This window comes from Lysobacter sp. Root690 (assembly GCF_001427785.1).
In the GTDB taxonomy this organism is placed as follows: Bacteria; Pseudomonadota; Gammaproteobacteria; order Xanthomonadales; family Xanthomonadaceae; genus Lysobacter.
Window position 1 is genome coordinate 498,552 of sequence record NZ_LMHM01000013.1, and the last position, 20,313, is coordinate 518,864.

General features: G+C 66.9%; 17 protein-coding genes. 14 read left to right on the top strand and 3 right to left on the bottom strand.

Going from position 1 to position 20,313, the window contains the following annotated elements:
- Positions 1-353 precede the first annotated feature (353 nt).
- Entirely contained in the window at positions 354-2,423 is a 2,070-nt protein-coding gene (locus ASD86_RS14185; protein ID WP_056111550.1) for a 3-hydroxyacyl-CoA dehydrogenase NAD-binding domain-containing protein, read from the bottom strand.
- 288 nt (positions 2,424-2,711) lie between these two features.
- On the opposite strand from ASD86_RS14185, the gene rpoE reads away from it, so the two are divergent.
- From rpoE to recO, 10 genes are all read left to right on the top strand, one after another.
- Positions 2,712-3,332, top strand: a complete 621-nt coding sequence (gene rpoE, locus ASD86_RS14190; protein WP_046657182.1) for an RNA polymerase sigma factor RpoE — start codon at positions 2,712-2,714, stop codon at positions 3,330-3,332.
- The gene (locus tag ASD86_RS14195; protein ID WP_056111553.1) at positions 3,332-4,309 is read left to right on the top strand and encodes a sigma-E factor negative regulatory protein; all 978 of its coding nucleotides are present in this window, start codon (positions 3,332-3,334) and stop codon (positions 4,307-4,309) included. Before rpoE ends, ASD86_RS14195 begins: the two co-directional genes overlap by 1 nt.
- Before the next feature lie 202 nt (positions 4,310-4,511).
- Positions 4,512-6,080, top strand: coding sequence for a Do family serine endopeptidase (locus ASD86_RS14200; protein ID WP_082578344.1), 1,569 nt, complete (start codon positions 4,512-4,514; stop codon positions 6,078-6,080).
- A 244-nt stretch (positions 6,081-6,324) separates the two neighbouring features.
- Positions 6,325-8,118, top strand: coding sequence for a translation elongation factor 4 (lepA, locus tag ASD86_RS14205; RefSeq protein WP_056111556.1), 1,794 nt, complete (start codon positions 6,325-6,327; stop codon positions 8,116-8,118).
- Between the two features lie 193 nt (positions 8,119-8,311).
- Positions 8,312-9,097 (top strand): signal peptidase I, encoded by a 786-nt coding sequence (lepB, locus tag ASD86_RS14210; RefSeq protein ID WP_056111559.1) that lies wholly within the window; start codon positions 8,312-8,314, stop codon positions 9,095-9,097.
- A gap of 99 nt (positions 9,098-9,196) precedes the next feature.
- Positions 9,197-9,571, top strand: coding sequence for a DUF4845 domain-containing protein (locus tag ASD86_RS14215; RefSeq protein ID WP_056111562.1), 375 nt, complete (start codon positions 9,197-9,199; stop codon positions 9,569-9,571).
- Position 9,572: 1 nt separating this feature from the next.
- The gene (gene rnc, locus ASD86_RS14220; RefSeq protein WP_235567779.1) at positions 9,573-10,226 is read left to right on the top strand and encodes a ribonuclease III; all 654 of its coding nucleotides are present in this window, start codon (positions 9,573-9,575) and stop codon (positions 10,224-10,226) included.
- Positions 10,227-10,464: 238 nt separating this feature from the next.
- The gene (gene era / locus ASD86_RS14225) at positions 10,465-11,361 is read left to right on the top strand and encodes a GTPase Era (RefSeq protein ID WP_036112168.1); all 897 of its coding nucleotides are present in this window, start codon (positions 10,465-10,467) and stop codon (positions 11,359-11,361) included.
- Between the two features lie 88 nt (positions 11,362-11,449).
- Positions 11,450-12,508, top strand: coding sequence for a hypothetical protein (locus tag ASD86_RS14230; RefSeq protein WP_056111567.1), 1,059 nt, complete (start codon positions 11,450-11,452; stop codon positions 12,506-12,508).
- 72 nt (positions 12,509-12,580) lie between these two features.
- Entirely contained in the window at positions 12,581-13,354 is a 774-nt protein-coding gene (recO, locus tag ASD86_RS14235) for a DNA repair protein RecO (protein WP_056111570.1), read from the top strand.
- Between the two features lie 197 nt (positions 13,355-13,551).
- Here the strand turns inward: recO and ASD86_RS14240 are convergent, their stop codons facing one another.
- Complete coding sequence (locus ASD86_RS14240) at positions 13,552-14,277, bottom strand: response regulator (RefSeq protein ID WP_082578345.1); 726 nt, start codon at positions 14,275-14,277, stop codon at positions 13,552-13,554.
- Positions 14,278-14,322: 45 nt separating this feature from the next.
- Between ASD86_RS14240 and ASD86_RS14245 the strand changes: the two genes are divergently transcribed.
- The 3 genes from ASD86_RS14245 (at position 14,323) to rlmD (ending at position 18,659) form a co-directional block, all read left to right on the top strand.
- Positions 14,323-16,356, top strand: a complete 2,034-nt coding sequence (locus tag ASD86_RS14245) for a hypothetical protein (RefSeq protein WP_157476631.1) — start codon at positions 14,323-14,325, stop codon at positions 16,354-16,356.
- Between the two features lie 122 nt (positions 16,357-16,478).
- Positions 16,479-17,117, top strand: a complete 639-nt coding sequence (locus ASD86_RS14250) for a DUF1318 domain-containing protein (protein ID WP_056111579.1) — start codon at positions 16,479-16,481, stop codon at positions 17,115-17,117.
- Between the two features lie 192 nt (positions 17,118-17,309).
- On the top strand, positions 17,310-18,659 hold the full coding sequence (rlmD, locus tag ASD86_RS14255) for a 23S rRNA (uracil(1939)-C(5))-methyltransferase RlmD (protein WP_056111582.1): 1,350 nt from the start codon (positions 17,310-17,312) through the stop codon (positions 18,657-18,659).
- A gap of 258 nt (positions 18,660-18,917) precedes the next feature.
- Here the strand turns inward: rlmD and ASD86_RS14260 are convergent, their stop codons facing one another.
- Positions 18,918-19,541, bottom strand: coding sequence for a hypothetical protein (locus ASD86_RS14260; RefSeq protein ID WP_056111585.1), 624 nt, complete (start codon positions 19,539-19,541; stop codon positions 18,918-18,920).
- Between the two features lie 93 nt (positions 19,542-19,634).
- Here ASD86_RS14260 and ASD86_RS14265 point away from each other — a divergent pair, with 93 nt between their 5' ends.
- Entirely contained in the window at positions 19,635-20,162 is a 528-nt protein-coding gene (locus ASD86_RS14265) for a CYTH domain-containing protein (RefSeq protein WP_056111589.1), read from the top strand.
- The last annotated feature ends 151 nt before the right edge of the window (positions 20,163-20,313 follow it).

Genomic DNA, 20,313 nt, shown 5'->3' on the forward strand with positions numbered 1-20,313 from the left:
CGACGCAGGCACGCGCCACACGGGACATCCATGTCCCGGTGGCGCGCGACGCGCATCCATGCGCGTCGCCCTTCGGGTGTGCGTTTGCTAACGCGAGTCCGTGGTTTCGCAGCGCTGGATGAACTGCGCGGCTTCAAGCCCAATCAAAAGCCGAATGGCCTACCTGTAGGAGCGGCGCAAGCCGCGACCGCGGGAGTGCGGTTACGGCATAGGTTTCGACGCTGCCGTAATGGCGCGGTCGCGGCTTGCACCGCTCCTACAGGCAGGCTATGTCGCTACGTTAGCTGGCAGCACTCAAAAACGAAGAAGCCGCGCAATGCGCGGCTTCTTCGTCTGCGATTCGCCTGGCGCGCCTACTTGCGCAACGCCGCCGAATCCCAACCCGGTCGCGGCGCGAACCGATCGCCGTAACGCGCCTGCAACTGCTGCAGACGCGCGAGCACGTTCTCCACGCCGGTCTCGCGCACGTATTGAATCGGACCGCCGCGGAAAGGAGCGAAACCGGTGCCGAAGATCACCCCGGCGTCGAGCAGGTCGCCGTCGCTGACCACGCCATCGTGCAGGCAGGCCACCGCTTCGTTGATCAACGGCAGGATCAGGCGATCTTCCAGATCGGTCGGCGCCTTGTAGTCCTTCGGCAACTCGGGCTTCTGCGCGCGGCCGTTTTCCCACTTGTACAAACCCTGGCCGTCCTTCTTGCCGCGCTTGCCCGGCTCGACCGTGCTCAGCGCGGCCGGTACGGTCAGGCCGAGGAACGGCGCCAATTCCGCGCCGACCCCGGCGGCGACGTCGAGGCCGACGGTGTCGATCAACTCGATCGGACCCATCGGCATGCCGAACTTGATCGCGGCCTTGTCGATCGCCGGGCCCGGGATGCCTTCGGCGAAGGCATTGCCGGCTTCGAGCAGATACGGGAACAGCACGCGGTTGACCAGGAAGCCCGGGGTACCGGCGACCGGTACCGGCAGCTTGTCGATCGCCTTGCAGAACGCCGCGAGACGTTGCTCGGTTTCTGGTGCGATCTGATCGTGGCGGATGATCTCGACCAGCGGCATCAACGCGACCGGATTGAAGTAATGCAGGCCGCCGAACTGGGCCGGACGGCGGATGTGTTCGCGCAGTTCGTCGAGCGGAATCGAGGAGGTGTTGGTGGTCAGCAGCGCATCGGCTTTCAAACGCGGTTCGACCTGGTCGTACAACTCGCGCTTGGCTTCGGGTTTTTCGATGATCGCTTCGATCACCAGGTCGGCGATGTCGGCGCCGGCTCCGCCCAGATCGCCTTTCAAGCGCGCAGCCACGGCCGGGCGCTTGGTTTCGTCTTTCACCTTCTTGGCGAACAGTTCCTGCGCGCGTTCCAAGGCACCGTCGATGAAACGCTGCTCGCGATCGGCCAGGGTGACTTCGAAACCCTTGTAGGCCGACCACGCGGCGATGTCGCCGCCCATCACGCCGGCGCCGACGACATGCACGTTCTTGATCCCGTGCTCCTTGCCGCCCTGGCCCTTGAGCCGTTCCTGCAGGAAGAACACGCGAATAAGGTTGCGCGCGGTCGGGGTGCCCGACAGTTTCACTACCGACTTGCGTTCGGCCGCGAGCTTGGCCTGAATGCCGCCGCCGGTACGCTCCCAGGTCGAGATCAGCGCGTACGGCGCGGGGTAGTGATCTTTCTTGGCTTTGCGCGCGACCTGCTTGACCAGCATCGGCGCGAGGATCTTGCGCGCGAGCCAGGTGTTGGTCGCCCAGCCCATGAAGCGCTGCTTGAACGGACGGTCCGCACCGCGCAGGGCGAGGCCGGCGGCGGTGTCGACCAGCACCGCCGGTTCGGCGATCTTGTCGACAAGACCGATCGCGCGCGCGGCCGAGGCCGACAGGGTGCGGCCGGTCAGCATCATGTCGAACGCGGCCGGTGCGCCGACCAAGCGCGGCAGACGCACGCTGCCGCCCCAGCCCGGGTAGATACCCAGCTTCACTTCCGGCAGGCCGATCCGGGTCGACGGGTCGCTGCTGGCGACGCGGTAGCGGCAGGCCAGCGAGATCTCGGTGCCGCCGCCCATGCAGAAGCCGTGGATCGCCGCGACCGTGGGGCAGGGCAGTTCGGCCAGACGTTGGAACACCTGCTGGCCGCGACGGATCGCATCGCCGACCGTGCCCTTTTCGTCGAAGGTCTGGAATTCCTTGATGTCGGCGCCGGCGATGAAGCCGCTGCTCTTGGCCGAGCGCAGCACCAGGCCCTTGGGCGGGTCCAGCGCGAGGCGCTCGAGCAGGCCGTCGAGTTCGATCAGCACGTCCTGCGCGAAGGTGTTGACCGGCGATCCCTCACGGTCGAAAGAAAGCACCAGTACGCCGTCCTCGCGCAGTTGGGTGTGCCAGTGCCGGGCACGGAGCCCGGCAAACGCGGGGAGGCCGTCGAGGGCTGCAGTCATGCCGCACCATCCGTTCAGGTATGGAATAGGTCGCTATCATCCCGATCTTGTTTCGTCGCCGTCAAATCGGCACCGCCGAAGTGACCCGGGAACCCGACAAGACCGCGACGCAAACGAGGGGATTGGCGACCACAATGGACCGTCCCGGCCGGCGGCGCATCGCCTATGTGACACTTGGCGGTTGCGCGAGGTCGCCGGTGGCCCCATTAATCCAGCGATTGAACTTTCCCCCGACAGGGTTGTCCCATTGTTCGGCCATGGCCGAGCTGACAGGAGTGCCGGCGCGGTATGGCCGAAAATGAGTTGTTGGACCAGGAGCTGGTCAGGCGTGTCCAGCGCGGCGACAGCACGGCCTTCGATGTATTGGTGCGCAAGTACCAGCATCGGATCACCGCGTTGATCGGGCGCTACATTCCCGACTGGAGCGAATGCCAGGACGTGGCCCAGGAAACCTTCATCCGCGCGTACCGCGCGATGGCGAATTTCCGCGGCGACGCCCAGTTCTATACGTGGTTGCACCGGATTGCCGTGAATACCGCCAAAAACTACCTGGTAGCGCAGAACCGGCGGCCGCCGACCGACGATATCGACGCCGGCGACGCCGAGCAGTTCGATACCGGCATCCGTTTGCGCGACACCGATACGCCGGAACACGAACTGCTGCGGCAGGAAATCGAACGCACCGTGATGAAGGTGGTCGATTCGCTGCCGGAGGAATTGCGGGCCGCGATCACCCTGCGCGAGGTGGACGGCCTGAGCTACGAAGAGATCGCGCAGAAGATGGCTTGCCCGATCGGTACCGTGCGTTCGCGGATTTTCCGCGCCCGCGAGGCGATCGATACGGAACTTCGGCCCCTGTTGGACAATCAAGACCAGGGTAACCACCGCCCCCGGGAGCGCGCCCACTGATGACTTCGACCCCATTCCATAGCGATGCCCACCGCGACGAGCGCGAGAACCTCAGCGCCTTGTTCGACGGCGAGCTCGATGCCGACGCGGCGCGTTTCGCGCTCAGGCGGCTCGGTCACGACGTGCAATGGCGCGACACCTGCGGTCGCTGGCAGCTGTGCGGCGACCTGCTGCGCCGCCAGGCCGGCGCGGGCGTGACGCCCGGTTTCGCCGATCCGGGTTTCGCCGATCGCGTCGCCGCGGCGATCGCCGCCGATGCGGCCTTGCAGAACGTGCGCGATACCGCCGCGGCTCAGGACGTCGGGATCAAGCCGCGCCGGGCCGCCGGTTCGCGGCGTGGCTGGATCGGGGGCGCGGCCCTGGCGGCTTCGGTCGCGGTCGCGGCCTTGTTCGTGGCGCGGCCGTTCTCCGACGAGGCCGGCGGCAACGCCGACCCGGCCCAGATCGCGGCCCAGACCACCACGGTAACGCCGGCGCAGAACACCCAGCCCACCCAGCAGCCCGCCCCGCAGCCCATTCCGGCCGAGCCGGCGCAGGCGCTCGCGACGGCGGCCGAGGCCGAGCCGTCGCTGACCTCGGCCGACGCCTCCGGGCTCGCCGCCGGTGCGGTCGCGGTCGCGGAAATTCCGCGTCGCCTGGCCGAGCGCCGTTCGCGCGGCCAGAGCCAGCGCGCCGCGCTGCGCGCTTCCGAGCGCCAGGCCGATGCGCCGTTGCAGGTCGCCGCGGCCGGCGGCGCCAGTTCGCCGGTGCTCGCCGACGCGACCCACGCCAACCCGTTCCGTCCGCAGCCGCAGAACGAATCGCCGGCGGCGCGTCCGTGGCCGCGCGCGGCATTGCCGAACTATCAGACCGCGGGCAGCGGTTACACCGCCAGTTACGGCAACTCGCCGTCGTTCTATCCCTTCGAGCCCGCGACCCAGGCCGAAGAGGCGCGAACCCGGCCGCCGGTCCAGGAACGGCCGCAGCCCTCGCCGTAAGCTGGTCCGGTCGAGGTCGGCCTTGGCTGCTCCGTCAGCGCCAGGTCGACCCGCGCCGCAGCCGAACGCGTCGGGCCGGCCCCTCGCTCCAACCTCCAACGCAATGCGCGGCGTCGCCGCGCAACGGGTTCTTGTTGTCTTTTCCCAGCCTTTTTCCCGAACTCCACGTCGTATCGAGGCCGCTTCCATGACCCCATCGCCGATGAATCGCTCCTCCATCCGCACTGCGCCGGCCCATCCGCGGCGCGCGCGTCCCCTGCAGTCGCTGGCCTTGTTCGGCGCGATCATCGCCGCGTTGCCGGTCGCCTGCACCGCGCAGGCGCCGACCACCCCGATCGCGCCGCCGCCGGCGGCGACCCCGGCCGCGCCGCTGGTCGCCGGCCTGCCGGACTTCACCAACCTGGTCCAGCGGGTCGGGCCGGCAGTGGTCAATATCAGCGCCGAAGTCACGCCCAAGCGTGAGCGCGCGACCGCCCGCGGCGGCATGCCCGACGAAGACCAGATTCCCGAATTCTTCCGCCGCTTCTTCGGTCCCGACGGCATGCCGGGCGGTCCAGGCCAGCAGGGCCCGCGCCAGCCGCGCGGCGGCGGCCGCTCGATCGGCAGCGGCTTCCTGATTTCGCAGGACGGCTATGTGCTGACCAATCACCACGTGGTCGACGGCGCCGACACGGTCACGGTCAAGCTGACCGACCGGCGCGAGTTCAAGGCCAAGGTGATCGGCAGCGACGAGCAGTCCGACGTGGCCCTGCTCAAGATCGAGGCCAAGGGCCTGCCGTTCCTGCGCGCCGCCGCGGCCGGACAAACCAAGGCCGGGCAGTGGGTGGTCGCGATCGGCTCGCCGTTCGGCCTGGATCACTCGGTCACCGCCGGCATCGTCAGCGCGGTCGGGCGTAGCAACCCGTATGCCGATCAGCGCTACGTGCCGTTCATCCAGACCGACGTGGCGATCAACCAGGGCAATTCCGGCGGTCCGCTGCTCAATACCAGCGGCGAGGTGGTCGGCATCAACTCGCAGATCTTCTCCAACTCCGGCGGCTACATGGGCGTGAGCTTCGCCATTCCGATCGATGTGGCGATGAATTCGGCCGAACAGTTGCGCGCCAGCGGCAAGGTCAGTCGCGGGCAGTTGGGCGTGGTCGTGCAGGTGCTCGACAGCAAGGGCGCGCAGGCCTTGGGCCTGCCCGACAGCAACGGCGCGCTGGTCAATCAGGTGCTGCCGGGCGGTCCGGCCGACAAGGCCGGCATCCAGTTGGGCGATGTGATCCGCACGGTCAATGGCACCCAGATCCGCGAATCCAGCGACCTGCCGCCGCTGATCGGCAACATGGCGCCGGGCTCGAAGGCCAAGGTCGGGCTGTTCCGCGACGGCAAGACCATCGAGATCAACGTGGCGGTCAGCGAACTCGACACCGATGCCGCCGCCGGCCTGGCCGGCGATCCATCGGCGCGTCCGGGCGAGAAGGCGGTGCCGCGCGCCAACGGCAATCCCTTGAACCTGATCGCGCAGGACGTCGATGCCGCCGCGCGTCAGCGCCTGGGCCTGAAGCCGGGCGAGGGCGTGGTCGTGCGCGATCCGGGCGATGCCGCCGGCGACGCGGGCGTGCGCCCAGGCGATGTGATCCTGTCGGTCGGACGCAGTCAGGTCGGTAATGTGGCCGCCCTGGACCGGGCCCTGGCCGGGGTCAAGCCCGGTCAGACCGTGATGCTGCTGGTCCGGCGCGGCGCGACGACCCAGTTCATCGCGGTCGAAGCCGGTGAGGACAAATAAGCCACTGCGCGGACCGGCCCGGGCCGTCTAACCCACCCGGGCCGGATCGGTGACGCTTATGGAGGTTGCATGCGACGCCCGCCGCTGCCACGGCGGGCGTCGCCGCATCCCNNGTGCCCTGGTCGACCGGCGCTTCAGCTGCGTGGCGAAGATTCGCCGTCGAGGGCGGGGGCTATGCGATAATCCGCCGTTAATTTTCCTGTCCGCTCACTCATTGGAGCCGGCGAGCTTCAAGTCGCCCCGCATGCACCTGATCCGAAACTTCTCCATCATTGCCCACGTCGACCATGGCAAGTCGACGCTCGCCGACCGCATCATCCAACTGTGCGGAGGTCTCGAAGCGCGCGAGATGGAAGCGCAAGTGCTCGACTCGAATCCGATCGAGCGCGAGCGCGGCATCACCATCAAGGCTCAGTCCGTCTCGCTGCCGTACAAGGCGAAGGACGGCAATACCTATCAGCTCAACTTCATCGACACCCCGGGCCACGTCGACTTCAGCTACGAAGTCAGCCGTTCGCTCGCCGCCTGCGAAGGCGCGCTGCTGGTGGTCGACGCGGCCCAGGGCGTGGAAGCGCAGTCGGTCGCCAACTGCTACACCGCGGTCGAGCAGGGCCTGGAAGTGGTGCCGGTGCTCAACAAGATCGACCTGCCGACCGCCGACATCGAACGCGCCAAGGCCGAGATCGAAGCGGTCATCGGCATCGACGCCGAGGACGCGGTCGCGATCAGCGCCAAGACCGGCCTCAACGTCGATCTGGTGCTCGAAGCGATCGTCAAGCGCATTCCGCCGCCGAAGCCGCGCGACACCGACAAGCTGCAGGCGCTGATCATCGACTCGTGGTTCGACAACTACCTCGGCGTGGTCTCGCTGGTGCGGGTCATGCAGGGCGAGATCGTGCCGGGCAGCAAGATCCTGGTCATGTCGACCGGCCGCACCCATCTGGTCGACAAGGTCGGCGTGTTCACGCCCAAGCGCAAGGATCTGGCGCGGCTGGGTCCGGGCGAGGTGGGCTGGATCAATGCCTCGATCAAGGACGTGCACGGTGCGCCGGTCGGCGACACCCTGACCCTGGCCAGCGATCCGGCCGCCAAGCCGCTGCCGGGCTTCCAGGAAATGCAGCCGCGCGTGTTCGCCGGCCTGTTCCCGGTCGACGCCGAGGACTATCCGGCGCTGCGCGAAGCGCTCGACAAGTTGCGCCTCAACGACGCCGCGCTGCGTTTCGAGCCGGAAAGCTCCGAGGCGATGGGCTTCGGTTTCCGCTGCGGCTTCCTGGGCATGCTGCACATGGAGATCGTGCAGGAGCGCCTGGAGCGCGAATACGATCTCAACCTGATTTCGACCGCGCCGACGGTGATCTACGAGGTCCTCAAGACCGACGGCACGATCATCCCCATGGACAACCCGGCCAAGCTGCCGCCGGTCAACATGGTGCAGGAAATCCGCGAGCCGGTGATCCGCGCCAACATCCTCACCCCGCCCGATTACATCGGCAGCGTGATCAAGTTGTGCGAGGAAAAGCGCGGCGTGCAGATCGGCATCACCTACATGGCCAGCCAAGTGCAGATCAGCTACGAGCTGCCGATGGCCGAGGTGGTGCTGGACTTCTTCGACAAGCTCAAGTCGGTCTCGCGCGGCTATGCCTCGCTGGACTATCACTTCCTGCGTTTCCAGGAAGGCCCGTTCGTGCGCGTGGACACGCTGATCAACGGCGACAAGGTCGATGCGCTGTCGATCATCGTCCACCGCAGCCACGCCGACCGGCGCGGCCGCGAGCTGTGCGAGAAGATGAAGGACCTGATTCCGCGGCAGATGTTCGACGTCGCGATCCAGGCCGCGGTCGGCTCGCAGATCATCGCCCGCAGCACGGTCAAGGCGATGCGCAAGAACGTTTTGGCCAAATGTTATGGTGGCGACATCAGCCGCAAGAAGAAGCTCCTCGAGAAGCAGAAAGAGGGCAAGAAGCGGATGAAACAGGTCGGCCGGGTCGAGATTCCGCAGGAAGCGTTCCTCGCGGTGTTGTCGACCGACAACAAGTAATTCGGACGGGAATAGGGAATGGAGAATCGGGAATCGTCGACGCGTCGGCCGGGATCCGGGTTTTCTGAAGTTTTCGTCTCCATCAACTAGCGCGGGAGGCGGGTGAGGCAGGTTCGGGAATGGGTGCAGCGGCTTTGGCCGATTCCCGGTTCCCGATCCCGACTCCCGGCCGTTCCCGCCCAAAGGAACAAGCATGCGTTGGTTCGAAATCGCCCTGGTCTCGCTGACCCTGATCACCGGCCTGGTCTGGCTGCTCGACAAGATGGTGCTGGCCAAGCGCCGCGCCGCGCGCGAGGGCCTGCTCGACGACGGCAAGGAGCCGGTCCTGGTCGACTACTCCAAGGCGTTCTTCCCGGTGCTGTTCGTGGTGCTGATCCTGCGCAGCTTCATCGCCGAGCCGTTCCGGATCCCGTCGAACTCGATGATGCCGACCCTGCTGACCGGCGACTTCATCCTGGTCAATAAATTCACCTACGGTCTGCGCCTGCCGATCAGCAACCAGAAGGTGCTGGCGATGGGCGAGCCCGAGCGCGGCGACGTGGTCGTGTTCCGGCCGCCGCACCATCCCGAACAGGATTGGATCAAGCGCATCATCGGCCTGCCGGGCGACAAGGTCAGCTACCGGGACGGCCGCCTGACCGTGAACGGCGAGCCGATCATCTATGCCCCGATCGGGACCTACCAGGGTCGCGGCAATGGCACCGAGATGACCGGCTCACAGGAATTGCGCGAACAGATCGGCAAACATGTGCATCGGATCCTGCTGCGCACCGAATCGCCGCTGCTCGACCAGGGCGAGGGCGATTGGGTCGTGCCCAAGGGCGAGTATTTTGTGATGGGCGACAATCGCGACAACAGCGAAGACAGCCGATACTGGGGCTTCCTGCCGGAGCAGAACCTGCGCGGCCGGGCGTTCCTGATCTGGATGAACTTCGATGGTGGCGTGGACTTTTCGCGCATCGGCAACAGCATTCCGTAACGGCCGGTAGCCGTCGCGGTGGGGACGCGGTTTGGACCTGGGCCAAATCCGGATCGGTAGTGGGATCAACTGCAGTGAGATCAACTGGGGATCGAAGGTATGAAGCGTAAGCAGAGCGGCATTACCCTGATCGGGTTCATCATCATGCTGGGCGTGGGTGGTGTGTTTGTTTACATGGGCATGAAGCTGGTGCCGATGTATTCGGAGTTCTACTCGGTCAAGCGTTCATTAACAGACCTTTCCAATGAGCCCGGCGCAGCTCAGATGGATGCGAACAAAATACGCGATCTTTTTTTCCGGCGGATGGAAATGAGCTACGTCGACAGCGTGAAGCCGACCAATTTTAAGATCATACGTGGCGACTCAGGCATGGAAGTCACCGTGGATTATGAAGTACGCCGTCAGTTGATCGGCAATCTCGACGTGATCGGTCACTTCCGCGCAGAACAACAGTTCCGCAGTAAAACCGATTGATATCGAAGTGCATCGCTTTTCCACCCCCGCACTGCTCGATCAAGCCCTGACCCACCGCAGCGCCGGGGCCCCGCACAACGAGCGGCTGGAGTTTCTCGGCGATGCGCTGGTGAATCTGATCGTGGCCGAAGCGCTGTACCAGCGCTGGCCGCAGGCCGATGAGGGCGCGCTGACCCGCGCCCGCGCCGAGCTGGTCCGCGAATCGGCGCTGGCGCCGATCGCGCGCACCCTGGAGCTGGGCGCGCGCCTGACCCTCGGCCCCGGTGAAATGAAGTCGGGCGGTCACCGCCGCGACTCGATCCTGGCCGACGCGCTCGAAGCGGTGGTCGCGGCGATCTACCTCGATGCCGGGTTCGAAACCTGCCGCGCGCAGGTATTGCCGTGGTTCGTGCCGGCGATGGAAGCGCTGCCGCCCGCGCACAAGGTCGGCAAGGACGCGAAGACCCGCCTGCAGGAATGGCTGCAGGGCCGGCAGAAACCCCTGCCGGTGTACGCGCTGATTTCGGAAAGCGGCGAGGACCACGCCAAGACCTTCCGCGTCAGCTGCACCCTCAGCCAGCCACCGATCAGCGCCGAAGGCGAGGCCGGATCGCGCCGCGCGGCCGAACAGCTCGCCGCCGACGATGCCTTGAGGCAGCTCAAGGCGGATGATTGAGGGGCCGGGATTCGGGAATCGAGAGGGCCGGGAATCGGGAATTGGGAGTCGGGAATCGTTCAAGCAACATCAAAGGCCCGCCACTGGTGGGCCTTTTGCTTAACGGTCTAACTTTCGCTTGACTGCCGACCCTGTGCCGCAATGCTATTCCCGATTCCCGATTCCCGATTCCCGATTCCCGATTCCCGATTCCCGGAATCGTTTGCCCTGCCGCCCCCAGGGGCGGACAATCCGCGCCATGACTTCTTCTTCGTATCGCGCCGGCCACGTCGCCGTCATCGGCCGCCCCAATGTCGGCAAATCCACCCTGGTCAACGCCCTGGTCGGGGCCAAGGTCAGCATCGTCTCGCCACGTCCGCAGACCACCCGTCACCGTTTGCTCGGCATCGCCACCTTTCCCGACGGCCAACTGCTGCTGGTCGACACCCCCGGCATCCACCGCGAACAGAAGCGGGCCATGAACCGGATGATGAATCGCGCCGCGCGCGGTTCGATCGACGGCGTCGACGCCGCCCTGCTGGTGGTGCGCGCGGGGCAGTGGGACGACGAGGACACGCTCGCGTTCGAAGCCCTGCGCAACGCCGGCGTGCCGGTGGTGCTGGTGGTCAATCAGGTCGACCGCATCACCGACAAGACCGCATTGCTGCCGTACCTGGCCAAGGTCAGCGAAGGCCGCGATTTCGCCGCGGTGCATCCGATCTCGGCGCTCAAGAACAAGGGCCTGGACGCGTTGGTCAAGGAGGTGATGGCGCTGTTGCCCGAGCAGCCGGCGCTGTACGGCGAGGACGAGATCACCGACAAGAGCCAGCGCTTCCTCGCCGGCGAGATGGTGCGCGAACAGCTGATGCGCCAGCTCGGCGAAGAACTGCCGTACGCGACCACGGTCGAGATCGAACGTTTCGTCGTCGACGGCGCGCTTCTGCGCATCGGCGCGGTGATCTGGGTCGAGCGCGACGGCCAGAAGGCGATCGTGATCGGCAAGGGCGGCGCGCGCCTGCGCGAAGTCGGCGCCAAGGCGCGCGTGCAGATGGAGCACTTGTTCGGCTCCAAGGTGTTTCTGGAAACCTGGGTGCGCGTGCGCGAAGGCTGGTCGGACGACGAGGCCGCGTTGCGCTCTCTTGGTTACCATGACTGAAACGGCGGTAGGCGCGGCGGCGCGATGTCGATCCGCCGCGCTGGCGCTGCTGCTCGCGCTCCCATGCCTGACGCCGGCCTGGGCGAACATGGGCAAACCCTGGCAGGACGCGCTGGTGAGCGCCGAGCCGCAGGGCTTCGATACGGTGCGAATCGACAGCGAAAGCCTGCACATCGACTTGAACGGTCTGTCCGACAAGTCGTCCGAGGCCAAGGTTTTCGTCGACTATTGGCTCGACAACCCAGGTCCGGCGATCCGACTGCGGCCGGTGTTCGCCACAGGCGCGCCCGATGTCAGCCAATTCGAGGCGACGCTCGACGGTCGCGCGATCACGGCGCGGCCTTTGGATCTGCCGGCGTTGCCGCGCAACTGGCAACCGCCCGAAACCACGCCTTCGCTGACCGGCGAACGACCGTTGTCGTACGAGGTCCAGGCGCCTTCGAGCCTGGCCCTGGATTTCGTGTTGCCGCCGGGACGCCACCGGTTCCGCGCGAGTTACCGCGCCGATGCGATGCAGCGCAAGGGCGATGGCCCGACTTTGCTGTACCAGTTCGCCTATGTGTTGGCGCCGGCGCGCAGCTGGGCCGGTTTCGGCAACCTGCATCTGACGGTCAGCGTGCCTGAAGGATGGCGGATCAAGACCTCGCTGTCCTTGAACGACGAGGACGTACAGCACGCCGATACATCCCGCGACACCTACCATGGCCGTTATCCGGGCTTACCTGCCGACTCCATCGCGATCACCACCCAGGCCCCGCCGGGCATCGTCTACCGCGTACTCATGGTGGCGAGCGTGTCGTGCCTGATCGCGGTGGTGTTCGGCGGCGGCGTGGTCTGCGCGTTGATCGGCGGCGCGATCGCGCGGCGACTGCGTCGCGACGACAAGCGGCAGCGCTATCGCGTATGGCCGTATGCCTTGGCGACGGGCCTCGCTTGGGGCGTGGCGACGCTATGCGCCGGGCTGGCGATGATCTACGGGCCGGACTGTTTTCTGCCGGCCGGGCAGGCATATCGCTACGGCTACGGACAGGCGCTGGGCACCTTGGCGATTTGCGCGCTGTCGTTGTTCCTGATCGGGATCGGCTGGCTGGTGACGCGGATGACCGCGATGCGGCATCTGCGCGACGTCGGCACCGATGCCGCTTGAGCGCGTATGTTTGCGCCGTCGCGATGACGTGGCGCGGTCTCGCGCGAGCAGCTTCTGAGCTAGTGTGAGCGCATGCGTCTGACCGCCGAATCCGCCTACGTCCTGCACACGCGCCCGTGGCGCGAAACCAGCTTGCTGGTCGAAGTGCTGAGCGAGCGGCAGGGCCGGGTCGGCCTGATCGCGCGCGGTGTGCAAGGCCCCAAGCGACAGGTCCTGCGCGCGGCCTTGCAGCCGTTCCAGCACATCCGCTTCGACGCGTTGCTGCGCGGCGAGTTGGCGCGATTGATTTCGGCCGAAGCGCTGGACGCGGCGCCGCGCCTGGACGGCGAAACCTCGCTGGCCGGCTTCTACATCAACGAGTTGTTGCTACGCTTGGTGCCGCGCGGCGATCCCTTGCCGGAGCTGTACGATCTCTACGCCCGCACCCGCGCGCAACTGCGCGGCGGGCAGTTGGCGTGGAGCCTGCGTTGCTTCGAGCGCGATCTGCTCGAAGCGCTGGGTTCGGGTTTCGATTGGAGCGTCGATGCCGACGGCGTCGCGATCGACCCGGCCGCGCGTTACCGCCTCGATCCGGAGCAGGGGCCGCGTCGTTTGCTCAGCGATCGCGGCCATGGCGAGCGCAGCGCGGCGGCGACCGGGCGTGCCTTGCTCGCGCTGACCGGCGACACCGCGCCGGACCCGTCGGACTTGCCCGGATTGCGGCATGCGATGCGCGCGGTGCTGAGCCATCACCTCGGCCCGCGCGGACTGAAATCCTGGGAAATGCTGGCCGAACTGGCGCGCGTCGCGCCCAGGCGTGAAGCCGCGGATTCAGGACCAGATTCGGCTGCCGACAGCGATCGCTGAGGTCACTGCATCGAGCGTGACTTCACGCTCGATGCGAACGCTGTAACCACCATCGATCAAGCGACGTCAGCCCCTGTAGGAGCGGCGCAAGCCGCGACCGCGAACTCCCGGACACCGCGAACCCATCGGTTCATGCCCGCAACCTGCGATCGAAGCGAAGCGGTACAAGACGCCACGCCCACACGCCACGGCAAACCTCAACCCGTCTGCTCAACCGTATCCAACGCCACCTGATCGAACCGCTGCAACAACGCGCTCGAATCCGGCTGCGCCTGCAACGCCTGCACCGCCTGGGCCAGGCGCGCGGCGCCGACGAAGCCGCAACTCGCGCGCAGCTTGTGCAGTTCCCCGCGCAACGCTTCGAGATTGCCGATCTGAGCCGCGGCACAGATCGAACGCCGCGCGTTGGGCAGCTCCTGGGTAAACAAACCGCGCAGGGTGGCGATGTGGACCCGGTTGCCGTTGAGCGCGCGCGCGGCGATATCGTCGTCCCATATCGGCGCTTCTTCCTGCGATGCCGCCGCCGACGACGCGGGCGCATCGTGTTCGGGCAGACCGAGCAGGCGCCGGATCGCGCAACGCACCGCGGCGGCGGGCAAAGGCTTCACCAGCACGTCGGAGAAACCCGAGGCGATCAGGCGGTTGCGTATGTCGCTCTCGCCGGTCGCGGTATGCGCCAGCGCCGGGGTCGCCGGATGCCGTTGGCGCAGGCGTTCGAGCAGATCGATGCCGCTGCCGTCAGGCAGGTGCGCATCGAACAGCCATAACTGGTAATCCTGGGCATCGCCCAGCGCCATCGCCGCGGCCAGGGTGGCGGCGCCGTCGACTTCGGCCGGCATCGCCTCGACCGCGGCGGTGAGAAAAGCTCGGCTGGTCGGGTCGTCCTCGACCAGCAATACGCGTGGGACCTGTGGATTCTTCATTGCCGGTTCGCTTCCGCCCGCTATCCTGCTTCCATGCTGCGGACCATGTTACGCCTCCTGATGCTGTTGTCGCTGCCCGCCTTGTGGGCGGCGCCGACCCATGCTGAAGCGTACACACTGAACGCCAGGATTCAGCGCGTCGCGACCGCGGTGGTGACGCTGGAGCAGGTCAAAGTGCGCCTGTCCTGGCCCGCGCGGGCCGAGCACGGCGAACTGGAATTGCAGGCCGGGCACATCCAGGCGCCGGATCTGGGCTATCGCTTCCGCGATGTGGTCTGGCGTTGCCCGCTGCAGCGCGACGGCCGCGGCGGCTGGCGCTGCGACGGAGAGTTGCGCGGCGCCGGCGGCAAGCCCTTTCGGCTGGCGCTGGACCTCGGCGTGGCCAGCACCGATCTGCGCTTGAGCCAGGGCGCCGCCGCGCTGGCCTTGCAGCGCGCGGCCGCCAGTCCCGATCTGACCCGGATCGACCTGACCCGCGTGCCGCTGGCCTGGGCCCAGGCGCTGGTCTCGCAGGCGTGGCCGGCCGGACGGATCAAGGCCGGCACGCTCGACGGCCGGCTCGACATCGCCGCGCCGCAACACAAACCGTTGAGCATCACCGGTCCGCTGCGCCTGCAAGGCGGCGCGCTCGACACGCCCGACGGATTGATCGCGGCCGAGAACCTCGGCGCGCAGCTGAACCTTTCAGCTCAGCTCGACCGTGCCGATACGGTCGCGATTGACGGACAGGTGCAAGGCGGCGAGCTGCTGTTCGGCAACGCCTACGTTTCATTGCACAAACGAGCGGTCGACTTGCGTGTGCAGGCCGAGCAGCGCGAAGGCGAGGGCTGGCGACTGCCGCAATTGATGTGGCGCGACGACGGCATCCTCGCGCTCGAAGGCAGCGCCGCGTTGACGCCGGACGCGAGTCTGGCCGCGCTCGATCTGGACCTGCGCAGCGCCGACCTCGCGCCGCTGCGCGACGGCTATCTGTCGGGTTTCCTAGGTCTCGCCGGCCTGGGGCAATTGGAGCTTTCCGGCGCGGCGCAGGCGCGCGTGCGCATGAGCGGCGACGAATTGCAGCTGGCCGAAGCCAGCCTGCAACAGGTGTCGACGAAGGACCCGCAGGGCCGGTTCCGCTTCGACGGTCTCGATGGCCAGGTGCGCTATTCGGCCGATGCGCCGGTCGCCAGCGAACTGGGCTGGCGCGGCGGCGCGCTGTACGGTCTGGAATTCGGCGCGGTGACCTTGCCGTTCTCCAGCGGTGGCGGCGAACTGCGGCTGCTGCGCGCGGTGAATTTTCCGATGCTCGGCGGCCGCGCCGGTTTCGACGGCTTGCGGCTGCGCCCGCCCGCGGGCGGCAAGGGTCTGGACGTGCGGTTCGGCCTCAATCTCGACCGCCTCGATGTGGGCCAATTGTCCAAGGCGCTGGACTGGCCGGCGTTCACCGGCGAACTCAGCGGGCGCATTCCGCAAGCGCATTACGCCGACGATCGGCTCGAACTCGATGGCGGCCTGACCATGCAGTTGTTCGGCGGCACCGTGGCGGTGTCGTCGCTGGCGATGGAGCGCCCGTTCGGGGTCGCGCCGACCCTGAGTTCGGACCTGGCGCTGGAAAATCTCGATCTGGAATCGCTGACCGGCGTGTTCGGTTTCGGCAGCATCACCGGGCGCTTGTACGGACGCATCGATCAAGTACGTCTGGTCGACTGGCAGCCGACCGCGTTCAACGCCGAACTGCACACGCGCAAGACCCCGGGCGTGCGCCAACGGATCAGCCAGCGCGCGGTGCAGGACTTGTCCAGCGTCGGCGATTCGTCCTTCGTCGGCAGCCTGCAGGATCGGCTGATCGGCTTTTTCGACGACTTCGGTTACGCCCGCATCGGCATCGCCTGCCGCCTGGCCGACGAGGTCTGCCACATGGACGGCCTGGGCCCGGCCAAGGCCGCGCCCGACGGCAGCCGCGGCTTCACCATCGTGCAGGGCTCGGGCGTGCCGCACCTGGACGTGGTCGGCTACAACCGCCGGGTCGACTGGGCGACCTTGCTCGAGCGCATGGAGGCGGTCAGCAAGGGCGAGGTGAAGCCGGTGGTGCAATAGCCTTGTCGTTCAACAGCGCCGTGGTTCAATAGGCGCCGTGCTTCAACAAACGTCGTTCGATCAACCCCCGCCCGGACCCGGCGGAACCCGCGCAGGACGCGCACAACCAGAAGGATTCGCTCATGCGCCGTTGGATGGGAATACCGGTCGCCGCCGTGATGTTGACGGCGTGCGTGACCATCAATGTCTATTTCCCGGCCGCCGAGGCCAAGGAAGCGGCCAAGGAGTTCGTCGAGAAGGTCATCGGCGATCAAGCCCCCGCGGCCACGCCGCAGGCCCAGCCCAGCGACGGTGGCAAGCCCGGCGGCAGTGCCTCGGTATCGCGCCCGGGTCTCGAATGGGGCCAACTGGCCAGCCGCATCGACTGGCTGTCGCTGGCCGGCATCGGCAGCGCCCATGCGCAGTCGCCGGACATCTCGATCAAGACCCCGGCGATCCAGGCGATCCAGTCGCGCATGGCGCAGCGCTTCGACAGCCAGTTGCGCGCGCATTTCGATTCCGGCGCGCTCGGTTTCGCCAGCAACGGCACGGTCGCGGTGCGCGACGCCTCGAAGATCCCGCTGTCCGACCGGGTCGGCGTCAACCAGGCCGTGGCCGACCAGGGCCGCGATTCGGCCGCGGTCTACCGCGAGATCGCGGTCGCCAACAACCACCCCGAATGGGAAGCGCAGATCCGCCAGGTGTTCGCGCGCCAGTGGGTCGACAGCGCCAAGGGCGGCTGGTGGTATCAGGATGCCGGCGGCGGTTGGAAGCAGAAGTGAGTAGCCGGGATTAGGGATTCGGGATTAGGGATTGGCAAGAGCAAAAGCCCGCGCAAGCGGGCTTTTGCGTTCCTGAAGCCCGGGTGCGGGATCGCTATGGAGCCAGCCCGCGGCGGCGGTTTTTTAGCCCTTGCCAATCCCGAATCCCCAATCCCCAATCCCGGCCATGCCACAATGCGCCCCCTTTGATTCCTGCCAGCAGCTGTGGCCCGCATCGATCAAACTCCCTTCGAGGCCGCCATCACCGGCCTCACTCACGATGGCCGTGGTGTCGCCCGGCGTCCGGACGGCAAGGCGGTGTTCGTCGCCGGCGCGCTGCCCGGCGAACGGGTCATGGCCAAGCAGACTTCGCGTTCGCGCAGCTTCGATGAAGCGGTGACGCTGGAGGTGCTCGAAGCCGCGGCCGATCGCGTCGCTCCGCGTTGCGCGCATTTCGGTGTGTGCGGCGGCTGCGCGCTGCAGCACATGGCCGAGGATCGGCAGATCCTCGCCAAGCAGAACGTGCTGATGGAAAACTTCGAACGCATCGGCCATGTCGCGCCCGAGCGGATCCTGCCGGCGCTGACCGATTCGGCCTGGGGCTATCGCCGCAAGGGCCGGTTCTCGGTGCGCCGGGTCGAGAAGAAGGACAAGACCCTGGTCGGGTTCCGCGAAACCGATCCGCGCTTCGTCGCCGAGATCGCGCGCTGCGAAACGGTGATCCCCGAAGTCGGCGATGCGATCGGCGCGCTCGCGCAGCTGATCGACGGCCTGCAGGCGCGCCGCGAAATTCCGCAGGTCGAGTTCATCGGCGGCGACCGCATGCATGGCGACAACGCGCACGGCGGCATCGCCTTGACCTTCCGCCATCTGTCGCCGCTGTCGCAATCCGATCGCGACGCGATCGTCGCCTTCGCCCAGCAGCACGAGTTCGCGGTATTCCTGCAGCCCGGCGGGATCGAGAGCGTGCATCCGCTGTGGCCGGCCGATCCCAGGCTCGCGTTTACCCTGCCGCAGTGGAATCTGGAACTGAAGTTCCGTCCGCTCGATTTCATCCAGGTCAACGCCGGCCTCAACGGCCACATGATCCAGCACGCGATCGATCTGCTGCAGCCGCAGCCGGAGGATCGGGTGCTCGATCTGTTCGCCGGCCTGGGCAATTTCACCTTGCCGCTGGCGCGCAGCGTGCGCGAAGTGGTCGGCGTGGAAGGCGAGGCCGGGCTGGTCCAGCGCGCGCGCGAAAACGCCGAGCACAACGGCCTGGGCAACGCCAAGTTCTATGCCGCCGATCTGGCCAAGGACCTCAGCGGCGAGCCGTGGATGCGCGAAGGCTTCGATCGCCTGTTGCTCGATCCGCCGCGTTCGGGCGCCGATTTCGTCCTGACCCAACTGCCGCTCAAGCAGTTCAAGCGCATCGTGTATGTGAGCTGCCATCCGGCGTCGTTGGCGCGCGATGCGGGCTATCTGGTGCGTGAGAAGGGCTGGAAACTGCGCGCGGCCGGGGTGATGGACATGTTTCCGCATACCGCGCATGTGGAATCGATTGCGATGTTTGAGCGCTGAGATGAGCTGAGGCGCGGTTGCGCTTGGTTAGCGCGGGGTAACCGGGTACTGCGGTCTTGCTCGGTTTCACCATAGTCGTTGGTTCGCGGTCGCAGCTTGCGCAGCTCCTACAGGGGCAGCCGTTGCCGACGCGGCGATCGTTGGGATTCCGACTGTAGGAGCTGCGCGAGCTGCGACCGCGCACTCGCCCGGCCCGTCGAAACTCACGGATTCAATGAGGCGACGCAGCCGACGCACGCCGCGCGGATCCCTCGCGACTCAACGTTCCAACAACGACCAAACGCTTCCATTCAATTGGAAACGCTGCGTCGCCGAAGGCTCGCTGCCGTCGGGCAAGCGCAGCCGCACCTCGCATTCCACCGCGCCGCTATCGTCATCGAGCTCGCACGAATTCATCGCGCTCACCGTCGCTTCGGCGGCGGCGCGTTCGAATTCGGCCTTGCGCGCGGGGTCTTGCTGCCGCGCGCCTTCTTCGCCCAGACGCTGACGGATCAGGCCTTGCGCTTCGGCCAGGCTCGGCGCCGGTATCGCGGCTTCGACGCTGTTCGCCAGCGTCCAGGTCGCGCCGTCATGGCCAAACCGGTACGCCTGATAGCCGCGGCGCATGCCCGCATCGACACCCACGATGCAGGCGACGAAGACGGCATCGACGCGTTGGCAACCTTGCACGGCGTCGATCTTCATCGCCGCGAGCAGCGAGGCCGAGACCAGCGACGGCGGCGCGGATTTCGCGCGGACGTCGGCTTCCAGCGCGCGCCGATACGCCGCGTTGGCTTGTTCGACATCGGGCATCGCGTCGGCGGCGAACGCGGCGCCGGCCGCGCCGAGCAGGGCGATGGCCAGCGCACTCGGAAACAACACTGCGGAAAACGGGCGCTTCATGGCGGCCTTGCCGATTCGGCGAATTCGCGCGCGCTGCGCGGGGCGCGCATTCTACAGGCGCGACTGCATCCGGCGTCTGGGCCATAATGGCGCATGGGCATCGAAATCGAACGCAAATTCCTGGTCGTTGGCGACGGTTGGCGCGCGCAGGCGCAGAAGGTCGTGCCGATGGCGCAGGGCTATCTCAACGATCTGGCGGCGATGGACGCGGGCGGCGACGGCCGCGCGGCGATGAAGGCGTCGGTGCGCGTGCGCATCGCCGGCGACGAGGCCTTTCTCAATCTGAAATCGCGCGAGCTCGGCCACACCCGCCAGGAGTTCGACTATCCGATCCCGGTCGCGGATGCGCGCGATCTGCTCGCGCTCAGCGTCGGTGGATTGGTCGACAAGCGCCGGCATTACGTCGAGCACCAGGGTCATCTGTGGGAAGTCGACGAATTCCTCGGCGACAACGCCGGCCTGGTCGTGGCCGAGATCGAACTGGCCAGCGCCGATAGCGAATTCGCACGGCCTGATTGGGCCGGCGCCGAGGTCACCGATGCGGTGCGTTACTACAACCTGGCGCTGGCGACCCGGCCGTATGCGCAATGGAGCCAGGCCGAGCGCGACGGCGCGGTTTGAAGGCGTTGACCTAGTCGCGAGGTCGGTGTGGGCGAGCTTTCCGCCGCCGCGAGAATTTTTCCGATCGGGTGTGTTTATGTTCAGCGCCTCCGAGCCGAGAACGCCGGGGTAGAAGCACCGCGAATATTTCACGTCGCGCACGGCGCCCTCG